The sequence below is a fragment of the Hydrogenimonas sp. genome, assembly GCF_029932565.1.
GTDB lineage: Bacteria > Campylobacterota > Campylobacteria > Campylobacterales > Hydrogenimonadaceae > Hydrogenimonas.
Window position 1 is genome coordinate 1 of record NZ_JAOZPV010000050.1, and the last position, 13,319, is coordinate 13,319.

Here is a 13,319-nt window from a genome sequence, read left to right on the forward strand (position 1 = left end):
ACCTCTACCACGACGATCCGAAAACATTGACCGATATCGGACTCATCTATCTGCTTATTGCGATACTTTTCCTCATCTTCCGCCGGACAAAACGGTAAGAAAGGTGAAGGGAAGTACCGCTCAGTATCCGCCTCTCTCTTTCAGCACCCCATAGCAACGCCGCATCACCGGTGTATCGATGCCATGCTCTTCGGCTTTGCGTACCACATAGCCGCTCAGCTGCTCCAGTTCCGTTTTTTTGCCGGCCTTGAAATCGAGCCACATCGATGTGGGAGAGTCGTAAGGGACTTTACCCACCTGCTTCATGACGCTGGCAATATCTTCCTCGCCCAGTTCAGCCCCTTCGGCACGACCGACCGCCAGAATCTCATGCAGAATCGCATCCAGCTCCTCTCCATACTTTTCGACGACCGCACCCATCGGTTCGTCGTAGAAAGATGTGAGTGTCGCCATGGCGGCGATGAGAAGGTATTTTTTCCAGACATCGGTCGTAATCCTGCCGCTCGTTTTCGTCTTGATCCCGGCTTTCGCGAAAACTTCGCCCAACCGCGTTACCTCTTCCGGTATATCGCCGTCGACACCGAAAACCGCCAGTGCGCCTTTTCCCTTGACAGTCACCTTTCCGGGTTCTTCAATATGGGAGACGATGTAGATCGCCCCATTGGTGACAGGATTGTCCGGATAGCGTTTTTTCAGAAGCTCCGCATTGCCGACACCGTTGCCGAAGGGTACCAGCAGCGTCTTCGGCCCGACAATCGGTGAGGCTTTTTCAGCCGCATTCTCCAGATCGTACCCTTTGGTACAGAAGAGCACGGCGTCCACCTCCGTACCGAACTCTTTCGGATCGTCCGAAACGGCACGGGGCATGGCGCAGAACGTTTCGCCCGGCATTTCGACACAGACGCCGTCACGCCGGATCGCATCGCGATGATCGCCACGGGCGACCAGGTATACCTCTTCGCCGGAGCGTGCAAGCACAGCCGCGAGATATCCGCCGACGCCCCCGGCACCGACAATGGCAATTTTCACTCCGTCACCTCCATAGATATGGGTAGAAACTCCTGCCGTTCCGGATCGAAATATTCGATCTCTCCGGTGTCGAGTTTATAGTACCATCCATGCAGAAAGAGCGTACCATCCATCACCCGTTTTCGCACGTTCGGATAGGTCAGAAGATTCTGCAGCTGGAAGATGACCGAAAACTTTTCGGTCGCCTCCAGAAGCTCCGCTTTGTCGTTATTGGGAACGCTTTTGAGTGCCAGCTCCTTGGCCGGCATGCCCAGTTCGAGCCACTTGATCGTATGGATCATCTCGCTGGCGTAGGCGCTGTGGTCCTGATACAGAGCCTTGCACGCCCCGCAGTCGCTGTGCCCGCAGACGATGATCTCTCCCACTTCCAGATTGAACGCCGCATATTCGATTGCGGCTGCAGTGGCGTGAAAGTCGTTGTCGGGTTTGTAGGGGGGTACGAAATTGCCGACATTCCGAAGTACGAACAGATCGCCCGGGCCGGTCGACGTGATCAATGTCGGCACGACGCGCGAATCGCTGCACCCGATGAAAAGGGCTTTCGGATTCTGTCCCTTCTCCACCAGCTGCAGAAAATCCTTTTCATGCTTCTTGAAATGGACCTCCTTGAATGCTTCGACTCCCTTTTTCCAATGCTCCTGTTTCATGATACCCGTACCTCAGTAGTTGTCGTATTTGCCGGCTTCGATTTCCTCTTTCAGCCTGTCGATCGCCTCCTCCATCGCCGTGATGATCAGCCGCGCCGACTCCCGTTCGTCGTTTTCGGGGATATCCCAGTCGAAAATTTTCATGTTCGCCTTGAAAATCGCGCGGATCTCCGTTTCGATCTCCCCTTTCATCTTTTCGTACTCTTTGTGCTGCGCATCCATCATACTCTCCTTGCACTGTTTTGATCGATTATAGCACTCCGCCACACTCATTTTTCTGATAAACTGCCGGTATGCGATATGTGACACTCATTTTTCTTCTGTTCCATTCTCTTTGTGCAGAGATCATCCATTATGAAACGGGCTGCAGTGCCGCACGCTCGAAAGCGTTCCGCATTCTCGACAGTGTGGAGGTCCGCTTCGCCCCGTGGTACGGCATACCGTTCGAAGGGGTTTCGGATCTGGCTTGCGACAGAAAGGACTACCGCCTCTATGCCGTCAGCGACCGCGGGTGGCTCTACCGCCTGCAGCTTGTAATCGAAGATGCAAAGATCAAAAGAGTGGAGCTGGCAGGCGCCGTTACGCTTACCGATGCGAAGGGGAACGATCTGGATGGAAAAAAATGGCGGGATGCCGAGGGAATGACCCTCGCGTCCGACTGGCTTCTCGTCGCTTTCGAACGCAAACCGAGAATCATCCTCTACCGGCCGGACGGAAGATTCGTCGAAAAAGTGAAACTCCCGAAACCGCTGGGAAAAGCGAAACGGTACCGTGGTAAAAACAGTATGCTTGAATCGGTCGCATGGCATCCGCGCTACGGCCTCATCACGGCGCCGGAACAGCCTCTCGAAAAGAGTGATGCATCGTTGCATACCCTCTATGCAAAGAAAAAGCGATGGAAAATCCCTGCATCCGGTTCCCTGACCGCCATCGAAACGACGGCAAAGGGCAATATTCTCATACTTGAACGCAACTACGACTGGATAACAGGAGAGAGGAGCGTTCACCTCTCTCTCATTCGTATCGCAGAGTGCAAAAAAAGATGCGTCAAAGAGACTATTGCGACGCTGAGCACGACGGAGGGATGCCGTCTCGACAATTTCGAAGGGTTGACGCGGCTCGAAGGGAACCGCTATCTGATGATCAGTGATGACAACGGCAGCCCCTTACAGAAAACGCTGCTTGTGCTTTTTGAAATTTCCGAATGATCTATTTGGACTTTTTTTTCACTTTGCGTTCCCGATGGACCGAATGGACCCAGAGCCAGTTGACGATAAAGTAGACCGCCGGTGCGACGGTGGCGGAGTAGAAGAAGGTCCCGACATAGAGTGGTATGAAGATATCTTCGAGATTCTTTTTGAACCACTCCACCGTCATTTCGACGCCGTGCAGCGGCTCCATTCCCAGCAGCCAACACCCCGTCAGATACTCCATATAGTACATCGGCGGCATCGTAAAAGGGTTGGAGAGCCAGACCATCGAGATGGCGATGGGTATGTTGAAACGGATAAAGGGCGAAACGGCCAGAACAGCCAGCATCTGAAACGGCATCGGAATGAAGGCGATGAAAATACCCACAAGCAGCGCCTTGGTGACCGATTTTCGGTTGACGGAGAGAAACTCTCGCGGAATCTTGTACTTTTCGATAAAAGCTTCGATTTTTGGATGACGCGGTTTGTTTTTTTTGAATACTTTTCGAACCATTCGACTGCTGCTTACTCTTTCGTTTTGATGATTATAGGCCTTTGGCTCTCCTGTGTCAAGAGAGCCACCATTCGCTTAGATAGAGGCCGACACCCATGAATCCAAGTGTCAGAATGAAAAACTGCGTCACCTTCCACCCCAGCTTTCTTCCGCCCAGCCAATAGACAATACCGAGTTTGACGATCGAGTTCGTAACGGATGCGATGACGATGCCGTTCATCGAAGCAGCCTCCTCGAGTTTCCCGTCTTTCGCCAACTGGCTCAGAGAAAGCGTGATGGCGTCGACATCGGTGATGCCAGAAAAGAGGGAGACGATATAGACACCGATGTCACCGTACCGCATCTGAACAAACGCGATCGCACCGTAAATGATGCCGAAGAGCAGACCGAACTTGATCGCTTCGCTCAGCTGCAGGGGGTTTTTCGTGATGGCGCTGTTCTCGATCGAAATCTCCGCCACTTTCGCATGATTGTAAAGCCACCAGCTGAACAGCAGCCCCGTCATCGCCGCTCCAAGATAGGCCGGTGTCAGACGAAGTGCCAACTCCGGATGGATCACGAACGCCTCGAAAAGGACACGCAGATACATGAAGCTGCAAGCCACGGCAATGCCACCGGCGTAGTTGTTGAGCAGCTCGTACTGTTTTTGAAACATATCGGAGAGCGAAATTGATACAGCAGTGGAGGAGATGAGCCCACCGGCTGCACCCGTCAGAAACACACCATGCTTCTGTCCAAGCGCTTTGATCGCGACATATCCGATAAACGAGATACCGGCGATGATCACAGCCATCAGCCAGGTCTTGTAGGGATTGAAAAGATGATAGGGACCGATCATCTCATCGGGAAGTACCGGCAGCACGATAAAGCTCATCGCCAGCAGCAGGATAACGGCATGGATATCACTGGGACTGATATGGGTTTCGATCTGCTGCAGTCTCGGTTTGATCTCCAGCAATACAATCATCATGACCCCGATGAAAATGGCGTAGTTCCCAAGATGATACCAGATCATCATCCCCAGGAAAAAGGTGACGAGTGCGGCGATCTGCGTCGTCATTCCCCACCGCTTCTGTTCGCGCACTTTAAGCACGTAGGAGACCGCCACCATCATTGCAAAAACGGCGGTCGAGACGAGGATGAACCCATGTACGTAATATTCGATCCATCCAGACAGAAAACCGGCAAGCGCGATAAGTGAAAAAGTGCGGCTTCCGGCGAAGACCTGCTCCCCCTTGTAAAGGTAAGTCATGGAGCGCTGCATCCCGATCAGAAAACCGAGAACCAGTGCGGTCAGCAGCGATTTCAGTATCGCGTAATCCATATCAGTCCCTCCTCTTCAAGAACCCATCTCAAAGACCCCCATGGGCGGTAACGGAAGCGATTTTGCTTCCTGTCGCGGCGGTTCGACGCAGGTGTGGTAGAAACCACATCAAGAAGAACCAACAAAGACAGGGGGCAAAAGCACTCCGCCCATTGGGTGGCAGGCAAAAGGCACCCTGACTTCGTTGAAAATGCTCGACGCAGCTTTGGCTGCGCTTTGCGCTTTTCGCCTCGTCATCGTACATTTTGCCTGCCATTCCCGCCCATGGGGGTCTTTGAGATGGGTTCTAACCACCACTCGAAGGCTTTGTAGAGTTCGACGGCAACGAAAATCGGCAACGCCACTTCGAAAATGAGCAGCCAATCCTCCCATCCCAACGGCACCGTGTGGAGCGCATTCTGCAGAAACGGTACATAGACGGCGGCGACCTGCGCACCGATGGTCAGCAGCCAGGCTCCGATGACCCACGGATTGCTGAAGAATCCAAGGATGGGCATCGGTGCGTGAAGACTGCGATAGTTGAACACGTTCATCTTCTCGAGAACGATGATACCGGTAAAGGCGACGGTCTGTGCCAACGCCACCGCTTCACCTTCCGGCAGCCCCATCGTCAGGTAGTGGTGGAAGAGCCAGAGCGCTCCCCCTCCGATGTATCCACCCAGAAGCAGAACCATGAGGATTCCACGCAGCTCCAGGAACGGTGCATTGACCGACCGTGGCGGCCGTTCCATGATCCCTTTTTCGGCCGGCTCGAGCCCCAGTGCCACAGCCGTCAGACCGTCTGTGACGAGATTCATCCACAGAATCTGAACCGGAAGCAAAATCAGCGGCCCACCCAGCAGGATATTGACGAAGATGGCAATCACCTCTCCTGTATTGGACGAAAGCAGGTAAGTCACAAACTTTTTGATGTTATCGTACTGCCGACGCCCCTCTCTGACGGCACCCACGATGGAGGCAAAGTTGTCGTCGAGCAGAATCATGTCGGCCGCCCCTTTGGCCACATCGGTCCCCCGCAGTCCCATTGCGATGCCGATGTCAGCCCGTTTGAGCGCCGGCGCGTCATTGACACCATCGCCTGTCATCGCTGTAACCATACCTTCATTCTGTAACACTTTGATGATGCGAAGTTTGTCCTGGGGTGTCGTACGTGCGAAAATAACACCCTCGGCCAACGCTCTTTTCAGCGCATCGTCGTCCATGCCTGCCAATTCGTTGCCGGTGATGGCACGGGTCGCTTCGAGTCCGACAGCCCGGGCGATCGCCAGCGCTGTCAGAGGCGCATCACCCGTAATCATCACGACGCGTATGCCGGCACGCTGCGCGGTGCGAATCGCCTCGGGCACCTCCGGCCTGGGCGGATCGATGATACCCACAACTCCAAGCAGTGTCAGCTCTTTTTCGACATCGTCCGGATCGAGTTTCGTATCGGATGGGAGCACCCGTTTGGCCAGCGCCAGCGTGCGCAACCCTTTTTTCGCCAGATTCGTGTAGGCCTCTTCGAAACGGCGGCGGATCGTCTCGTCGAGCGGCTTTCGGTCGTTGCCGTCGTAATAATAGGCGGCGCGCGCGAGCAGCACCTCGGGCGCCCCCTTGACATAGGCAGTCCGTTTCCCTCTCTCTTCCACAACGACTGTCATCCGTTTGCGTTCGGAGTTGAACGAGAACTCGCTGACAATCTTCGGTTCGTCTGGCGTCATCCACGCCTTGTAGGCTGCCACGATCAACGAGGCTTCGGTCGGTTCGCCCGTGATTCTCCACCCCTCTTTCTCTTTCGTCAGGGATGCGTGGTTGCAGAACAGTCCCGTTTTCAGGAGCAGCAGCAGATCCTTGCGCCCCTTGTAGTTGAGCTTCCGCCCATTCACTTCGAAGTGGCCGGCCGGGTCGTAACCGCTTCCCGTGACGTCCACCTCTCCACCGAAAAGCCAGATTTTCTTCACCGTCATCTGGTTCTGCGTCAACGTACCGGTCTTGTCGGTACAGATGACGTTGGCACTTCCGAGATTTTCCGCCGCCTGCAGGCGGCGCAGCAGCGCATGCCGGCGCACCATCGCCTTGACGCCGAGCGCCAGCGTGATCGTCACGACCGCAGGCAGCCCTTCCGGTACGACGGCGACGGCCAGCGAGACACCCGTGAGGAACATCTCCATCAGATCCTTGCCGAACAGATACCCGACAATCGCCACGAGTGCGGAGATGGCGATCGAAAGGATCCCCAGTTTTCTGCCAAGTATCGCCAGTTTCTTCTGCAGCGGTGTCGTCGTCCGTTCGACCTCGCTCGTCAGTTTTGCGATTTTGCCGAACTCCGTCGCCATACCCGTCGCGACAACGACCCCTTTGGCATACCCGTTCGTGACATTCGTTCCCATCCAGACCATATCACGGCGCTCGGCCAGAGGTGCTTTTTCGGGAACACTCTTGATCCCTTTGGCGACGGAAACCGATTCGCCCGTCAACACCGATTCATCGACTTTGAGATTGACCGCTTCGACCAGACGCAGATCGGCCGGTACACGGTCACCGATCTCCAGCAGCACGATATCGCCCGGTACCAGCAGCGACGCGTCGATCTCGGTTTCACTGCCGTCACGCAGCACTCTGCATTGCGGCGAGAGCATCTTTTGAAGTGCTTCGATCGCTTTTTCGGCTTTGTACTCCTGTACAAATCCCAATATACCGTTAAGCACGACAATGGCCAGAATCGTGACAGTGTCTCCGACCTCGCCAATCGCATAGGAGATAGCCGCCGCGATCAGAAGAATGATGATCAGAACATCGGTGAACTGCCGCAGCAAAATCCAGTACCACTTCTCTTTCCGTACCGCTTCAATCCGGTTGAAACCGTAAAGCTGCAGCCTTTTTGCCGCCTCGTCGTTCGTCAAACCCCTTTTCGGATCGGTCCGCAGCAGTTCGAGAATTGCCTGCACCGGCTTCGTATGCCACGCCACACCGGCTTCGACGATCGCCTCGGCCTTCGGAGGCTTCGGCATTTCGGGCACACCCTGCTGAAGCTCGGTTCGCCATTTCGAAACAAGTACGGAAAAGGTGAGCGGCACGACGATCGTCGAAACAGAGGATGCCGCCACCAAGGCTGTAAAGAGCTGAATATCGATCAGCTGTGAATCGAGTAGCAGTTTCGCGACAATGATCTCCGTCGTCAGCCTGGCATTGAGGCCGATCCCCACCGTCCACGCCTCCTTGACCGTCAGGCGTTTCATGGGAACCATCAGAAAAATCCCCAGAATTTTTCCAACGAATGCCGCGAGAAAGAGCAAAATGGCCAGTTCCGGTGCTTTCACGATTCCTTCCAGATCGACACTCATCCCGATCCATAAGAAAAATATGACGCCGAAAAAGCCGTAACTGACCGCTCTGACCGCACGGGTCGCCCGATCTCCCGCCAGATTCGCCTGATCGAAAACGGGACGCATCAGCATACCGGCTACGATCGCTCCGACCACCAGTCCAAGATCGGCATACTCGGCAAACCCGCCGAAAACAAACAGAACGATGACCAGCAGCATGATCAGATTGGTCACTTTGATCTGCGTCCAGTGCGAAAGCGGAATCAGTACGAATCGTCGCGTAAACCAGGCGGCCGCAGTGAAAATCGCGACATTGATTGCGATATCGACAACCTCCTGCGTATCGCTCGTCACGACCCCCATCTGTGTACCGATCCAGACCGATACGAACGCGACGAGAAAGACTTCGATCACATCGTCGAGCACCCCTGCCCCGACGATATAGTTGCCCACTTTCGTTTTGATCAGATTGAATTCATCCAGTATCGGAACGATCACCGCTTCCGCCGTCGGCATCCGGGTAATCCCGATGACAAACGCCAGCATCCAGTCGTACCCGAGCCAGAGCATGACACCCACCCCCATCAGAAAGGGAACGAGCGTATTGAAAACCGTCGCCAGTACGATATCGCCGCTCTGATTTCTCATCTCTTTCATATCGATCTGCAATCCGATGAAAAAGAGCAGAAAAAGAACTCCGAGATCGGCCAATACCGTGAAAATCTCACCGTTGATGCCATCCATCAGAATATCGCCGACCGGCGTATAGTGAATGCCCATCGCCACGAAGAGTGCCGCGAGAATACCCGGTATCTTCAACCGTTCAAAAAAACCGGCAAAGAAATAGGTCAGTCCGAAAAGAAGCGACAAAAGAAGAAGGAATTCGCCAAGCAGTTGATCGTTCATTTGACTCCGTTTTTGCGGTATCGTCTTGAAACTCTTATTACATTTTACTGCGCTCTAACTTAATGGCATAATATATGGAAACAAATCTATGCTCATGGATAGGCAGCTTGGATGGTTCATCCATGCACTGCCCGGCCATAGGAGAGAAGATTGTCATGAAAGCGTTGATCATAACTGCCGACCAGTTTGAAGATTCCGAACTGCAAATACCATATGAGAGATTGCGAAAAGAGGGGTGCGAAGTCGAAATCGCATCTCTTAAAAAACGGATCATACATGGCAAACACGGTACAAAAGTGGCTGTGGACAAAAGAGTGAGCGATGTCGATCCGGACGAATATGACGCCTTGATCCTTCCGGGTGGCAAGGCACCGGCAACGCTCCGCAAAGATGGGAGAGTTCTTGAAATTGCCCGCCGGTTTTTTGAACAAAACAAACCGGTTGCGGCAATCTGTCACGGGCCACAGATACTGATCTCGGCCGGGTTGATGAAAGGACGCCATGCCACCTGCTATCGAAAAATTGCGAAGGAGCTCAAAGAGGCGGGCGCTATCTACGAGGATCGCGAAGTCGTCGTGGATGGAAACCTGATAACCTCCCGGCATCCCTCCGACCTGAATGCTTTTGTGAGAGAGCTCATCAGGCAGATCAGAGAGGTATCGGCATAATTGGCTGGAGCGATTATTTTCTCTGCCGTTGCCTTTTGACCGCTTGGGCAAATGCAGTGAATATTCTACGCGAATGCCATGCATAGGGCATGAATTCCGGGTGCCACTGCAGACCGAGTACAAAACGGTCATCGTCCGACTCGATCGCCTGAACGATACCGTTTCGATCGTGTGCCGCACTGCGCAGGTTCATTCCAATACGATCGACCGCCTGGTGATGCAGCGCATTGACGCGAAGGATGGAAGTGCCGACGATGCCGTGAAGCCGCGTCTCCCGATCGATTGTGACATCCCGAAGCGGCAGGGGCGTATGGGGATGGGGATAGTCGAGCTCGAGATCGTGGATATGCGGATAGAGCGTACCACCGTGAAAAAGGTTGATCAGCTGCATGCCACGGCAGATGCCCATGATGGGCAAGTCCTCCTTCATGGCCCGTTCGAGCAGCGTCATTTCCATCGCATCCCGTTTCGGGTCGCTTTTGGCGATGGATGGATGCTCGCTTCCACCGTAGGTCTGCGGATCGATATCGATCCCGCCGGTTATCAGCAGTCCGTCCATCGCATAGTCGATATGGGGCGTCCACGATTTCGGATGGAGAAAATGGGCCCGGATACCGGATAGCGCCAGTAGAAAACGGCTCATATACCATGCCGTACGGCTCCCACGTGTCGAACCGGTAACGACGACTATCTTTCGGCCCATCGGCGAACCTCCGAAATCCATTCATCCTTCTGAAAAAAGTGAAAGGGGGAGTCGAGAAACTCGAGGCATCGTCCGCTCAACTCCTTCAAAGTCTCTTCGTCGTTCGCCAGTCTCTCGACTAACACCCAGCTGTTCCACGCTTCGCAGGTACACCAGGCCGGTTCATCGACACGCGAATTGGGCAGCCGGTAGTGATAGGTCGGGCGAGCGGAGATCTTTTCGCCTTCCATCTGGGCCATGACACGGTCTACGTCGATCCAGGCGAACAACGGCAGAAGGTCGAGGGCACGGTTACGTGTCGGATTGTACTCGAGATAGTCGTCGATCAGTTCGATCATCGTCGGATTGTAGGTGGAGTCGAGCACCAACTGCGTGTATTCCTTGTCGAATGGATCGATATAGGGTGTCAGGCGGCGTGTCATATCGGGTTTGATACGATCGACAAGATAGTCGTAGAGCAGAAAAAATGCGCGCAGTGTCTTGAGAATATCATCGACGGTGATCCGTGCCGCTTCGGGATTGATATGAAATCCGAACGCATAGAGAGGATCGGCTTTCGTGCCCATCGCACCATGCCTGCGAAGCTCCTCTTTTACCGTTTCGATCACATCGATGCGATCCAGCGGAAGCGGTGACGTCGAAATTTCGTAGGGGACGACCGTTTCGGAAAGATCGGCAATAAACCGTTTGATCGCCTTGACCGTATCTTTTTCGAGTGCCTGGTCAAGGCCGATCGTATGGAGCCACTGTTCGAGTCCTGATTCGACAAGAAACTGAAAATCGAGTACAAGTGTAAAGGTGCCATATGCCGTATCGCGGATTTTGAAGTGATAAGGGTTGATCACGTCGATATGTCCCCCGAGCGCTTTGAGAATGATGGCGGCACTCTTCGTCAACGTCAAACCGGAATACTCCAGTTCAAATCCGACGGTCCGCAACTCTCCCTTTGTGTTGGTCCGCATCGGGGGCATCTGAAACAATTTCTCTTTCATAGAGGAATTATAGCGTGGTTTATGTATTAGGCATTGAGATACGCTATTGAAAGAAAGAAGTTTTTTATTCCCACATTCTCGCAGTCCCACAAAGTGTGCGCAACGAACGGTCTCATATGCTCTTCGCCGCCACGACCGCCGACGAAAAGGCCCACTGGAAATTGTATCCTCCGAGGCGTCCGGTTACATCCACAACCTCCCCGGCGAAAAAGAGTCCCTCGACAAGTCGGCTCTGCATTGTCTCGGGATCGATCATATCGGTCGCGACGCCTCCCTTGGTCACTTCGGCTTTCGTATATCCAAAAGTTCCGGCCGGTGCGAATGCGTACGATTTCAGGTAGGAAAGGCGCTGTTTCTGCTTCTCCGTCATGGCAGCGTATGGAACATTCGGCAGGTTCTGTGTATCGAAAAAGGCTTGTACGAATCGTCGTGGCAGAGGAATCTGGGAAACAGCGGTCCGTTTCGGATGTTTCAGGAGGGTTCTGAGTTTGACGCCGGGCAGAAAGTCGATCGTGATTTTCCCCCGGTTCCAGAAGAGTGAGGCATCGAGAACCGCCGGCCCGCTGATGCCACGATGGGCGAAAAGCATCTCATCCGAAAATCTCCGCCGCCCCACACTGATCTCCACAGGCATCGATAGCCCGCTGAGCGATTTCATCCACCCCTCTTCGGGCTGAAGCGTGAGCCCGACCAGTGCCGGACGCGGGGGGACGACCGTGTGGCCGAACGATTCGGCAATGTCGTAGCCGATACCCGTTGCCCCGATGGAAGCGTAACTGAGTCCGCCTGTGGCAACCAGCAGATGTCTGCCAAAAAACCGGCCTCTTGAGGTTTCGACGACAAAGCCGTCTTCCGATTTTCCGGCAGAAACTATATTGGTTTCGTAGGAAAAATCGGCATGTTCCGAAGCTTTCAGGAAAAGATCGACCAGCTCCCGGGAGCTTTCCTGGCAGAAAAACTGATCCTTTTTGCGCACAACCGGTTCGAGTCCGTGCCGATTCAGAAACCGAAGCAGATCGTCGTTGTCGAAACGCGCCAGAACGGTCCGGATAAAATCGGGATCGCCGAGGTACTCTCCGACGGAGAGATGGCGGTTGGTGATATTGCAACGCCCTCCGCCGGAGATTTCGATTTTCGCAGCGGGACGGACATTGTGTTCGACAACGAGAATACGTTTCCGGGGAAGCTGGGCCGCGGCCATCAGACCGGCGGCACCCGCTCCCAGAACGATCAGGTCGTAACGCACCGGTTACCGGCGGTGTCCGCCACCGCTTTTTCGACGACCGCCTCCGCTTCGTCGCCGTCCACCACTCTTTTTGGGTTTCTCTTCGACACCATGCATCGTCATCAAGCGCTCGACCTCCTCCTTGCTGAGGCCGATTCCACCCTCTTCGCCGGTGAGCAACCCTTTTTCGAGAATCATCGAGATCAGTTTGTAGGCAACCTTTTGGGGTGCCATCTCCTCGATGAGTACTTCGTAGATTTTGACCGCTTCCTGCTCGATATCCTGTTCGCGCATCGTATCGAGAAAACGCTCCGTCATATTCTCTTCCGCTTCACCTTCGGCACCGACAAATCCATACTCCATCTTCGTGCCGACCTTCTGTCGGATACGCTCGAGCTCTTTGAATTCCAGCGGCGTAACCAGCGTAATGGCCGTACCCTTCTTGCCTGCACGGCCGGTACGGCCGATACGGTGCACATAGCTTTCCGGATCGAAAGGGATATGGTAGTTGAAGACATGGCTGACACTCTCGATATTCAGGCCACGCGCCGCCACGTCGGTGGCGACCAGAATGTCGATGTCACGACCCCGGAAGCCCTTGATTACCTCCATACGCTCGCGCATCTCCATGTCGCCGTGCAGCCCCCGGGCGTTGATGCCGCGCGCCTGCAGCAGCTCCGCCACCCGATCGACTTCGCGCTTCATCCGGCAGAAGACGATCGCCTTGGTCGGCTCCTCCTTGTCGAGCAGCCGAACGATCGCCTCGTCGCGGTCCTTCTCCTCGATGACGTAGTAGAGCTGACGGATATCCTTGTT

12 protein-coding genes are annotated in these 13,319 nt (G+C 54.4%); 2 read left to right on the plus strand and 10 right to left on the minus strand.

The window, feature by feature from the left end:
• Window positions 1-120: 120 nt before the first annotated feature.
• The 3 genes from Q1K24_RS06805 to Q1K24_RS06815 are packed head-to-tail and all read right to left on the minus strand — an operon-like array spanning window position 121 to window position 1,985.
• Window positions 121-1,029 carry a 2-dehydropantoate 2-reductase gene (locus tag Q1K24_RS06805; RefSeq protein WP_300367908.1) on the minus strand — a complete coding sequence of 303 codons (909 nt, stop codon included), beginning with the start codon at window positions 1,027-1,029 and terminating at the stop codon, window positions 121-123.
• A complete protein-coding gene (locus Q1K24_RS06810; protein ID WP_300367911.1) occupies window positions 1,026-1,676 on the minus strand; it encodes a carbonic anhydrase in 651 nt (216 codons plus the stop codon). The genes Q1K24_RS06805 and Q1K24_RS06810 overlap by 4 nt, the downstream gene beginning before the upstream one ends.
• A gap of 12 nt (window positions 1,677-1,688) precedes the next feature.
• On the minus strand, window positions 1,689-1,985 hold the full coding sequence (locus Q1K24_RS06815; protein ID WP_300367916.1) for a hypothetical protein: 297 nt from the start codon (window positions 1,983-1,985) through the stop codon (window positions 1,689-1,691).
• Between Q1K24_RS06815 and Q1K24_RS06820 the strand changes: the two genes are divergently transcribed.
• Window positions 1,970-2,884, plus strand: coding sequence for an esterase-like activity of phytase family protein (locus Q1K24_RS06820; protein WP_300367919.1), 915 nt, complete (start codon window positions 1,970-1,972; stop codon window positions 2,882-2,884). The two genes, Q1K24_RS06815 and Q1K24_RS06820, sit on opposite strands and share 16 nt — an antisense overlap.
• A gap of 1 nt (window position 2,885) precedes the next feature.
• Here the strand turns inward: Q1K24_RS06820 and Q1K24_RS06825 are convergent, their stop codons facing one another.
• The 3 genes from Q1K24_RS06825 to Q1K24_RS06835 form a co-directional block, all read right to left on the minus strand.
• Window positions 2,886-3,380, minus strand: coding sequence for a DUF2062 domain-containing protein (locus Q1K24_RS06825; protein WP_300367923.1), 495 nt, complete (start codon window positions 3,378-3,380; stop codon window positions 2,886-2,888).
• A gap of 55 nt (window positions 3,381-3,435) precedes the next feature.
• On the minus strand, window positions 3,436-4,704 hold the full coding sequence (locus Q1K24_RS06830; RefSeq protein WP_300367926.1) for an MgtC/SapB family protein: 1,269 nt from the start codon (window positions 4,702-4,704) through the stop codon (window positions 3,436-3,438).
• A 233-nt stretch (window positions 4,705-4,937) separates the two neighbouring features.
• Window positions 4,938-8,915, minus strand: coding sequence for an HAD-IC family P-type ATPase (locus Q1K24_RS06835; protein ID WP_300367929.1), 3,978 nt, complete (start codon window positions 8,913-8,915; stop codon window positions 4,938-4,940).
• Window positions 8,916-9,037: 122 nt separating this feature from the next.
• Between Q1K24_RS06835 and Q1K24_RS06840 the strand changes: the two genes are divergently transcribed.
• Window positions 9,038-9,583 (plus strand): type 1 glutamine amidotransferase domain-containing protein, encoded by a 546-nt coding sequence (locus tag Q1K24_RS06840; RefSeq protein ID WP_300367932.1) that lies wholly within the window; start codon window positions 9,038-9,040, stop codon window positions 9,581-9,583.
• 13 nt (window positions 9,584-9,596) lie between these two features.
• Here the strand turns inward: Q1K24_RS06840 and Q1K24_RS06845 are convergent, their stop codons facing one another.
• From Q1K24_RS06845 to Q1K24_RS06860, 4 genes are all read right to left on the minus strand, one after another.
• Window positions 9,597-10,286 (minus strand): gamma-glutamyl-gamma-aminobutyrate hydrolase family protein, encoded by a 690-nt coding sequence (locus Q1K24_RS06845; protein WP_300367935.1) that lies wholly within the window; start codon window positions 10,284-10,286, stop codon window positions 9,597-9,599.
• The gene (locus tag Q1K24_RS06850) at window positions 10,271-11,248 is read right to left on the minus strand and encodes an amidoligase family protein (protein WP_300367938.1); all 978 of its coding nucleotides are present in this window, start codon (window positions 11,246-11,248) and stop codon (window positions 10,271-10,273) included. The genes Q1K24_RS06845 and Q1K24_RS06850 overlap by 16 nt, the downstream gene beginning before the upstream one ends.
• A 142-nt stretch (window positions 11,249-11,390) precedes the next feature.
• Window positions 11,391-12,524 (minus strand): aminoacetone oxidase family FAD-binding enzyme, encoded by a 1,134-nt coding sequence (locus tag Q1K24_RS06855; RefSeq protein ID WP_300367941.1) that lies wholly within the window; start codon window positions 12,522-12,524, stop codon window positions 11,391-11,393.
• Window positions 12,525-12,527: 3 nt separating this feature from the next.
• On the minus strand, window positions 12,528-13,319 hold a 792-nt coding region (locus tag Q1K24_RS06860; protein ID WP_300367944.1), incomplete at its 5' end, for a C-terminal helicase domain-containing protein.

What these genes read in the sequence shown, in the direction of transcription:
- Q1K24_RS06810 (WP_300367911.1), bottom strand. Translation starts at nt 1,676, where the DNA reads ATGAAACAGGAGCATTGGAAAAAGGGAGTCGAAGCATTCAAGGAGGTC.
- Q1K24_RS06820 (WP_300367919.1), top strand. Translation starts at nt 1,970, where the DNA reads ATGCGATATGTGACACTCATTTTTCTTCTGTTCCATTCTCTTTGTGCA.
- Q1K24_RS06825 (WP_300367923.1), bottom strand. Translation starts at nt 3,380, where the DNA reads ATGGTTCGAAAAGTATTCAAAAAAAACAAACCGCGTCATCCAAAAATC.
- Q1K24_RS06830 (WP_300367926.1), bottom strand. Translation starts at nt 4,704, where the DNA reads ATGGATTACGCGATACTGAAATCGCTGCTGACCGCACTGGTTCTCGGT.
- Q1K24_RS06835 (WP_300367929.1), bottom strand. Translation starts at nt 8,915, where the DNA reads ATGAACGATCAACTGCTTGGCGAATTCCTTCTTCTTTTGTCGCTTCTT.
- Q1K24_RS06840 (WP_300367932.1), top strand. Translation starts at nt 9,038, where the DNA reads ATGCACTGCCCGGCCATAGGAGAGAAGATTGTCATGAAAGCGTTGATC.
- Q1K24_RS06845 (WP_300367935.1), bottom strand. Translation starts at nt 10,286, where the DNA reads ATGGGCCGAAAGATAGTCGTCGTTACCGGTTCGACACGTGGGAGCCGT.
- Q1K24_RS06850 (WP_300367938.1), bottom strand. Translation starts at nt 11,248, where the DNA reads ATGCGGACCAACACAAAGGGAGAGTTGCGGACCGTCGGATTTGAACTG.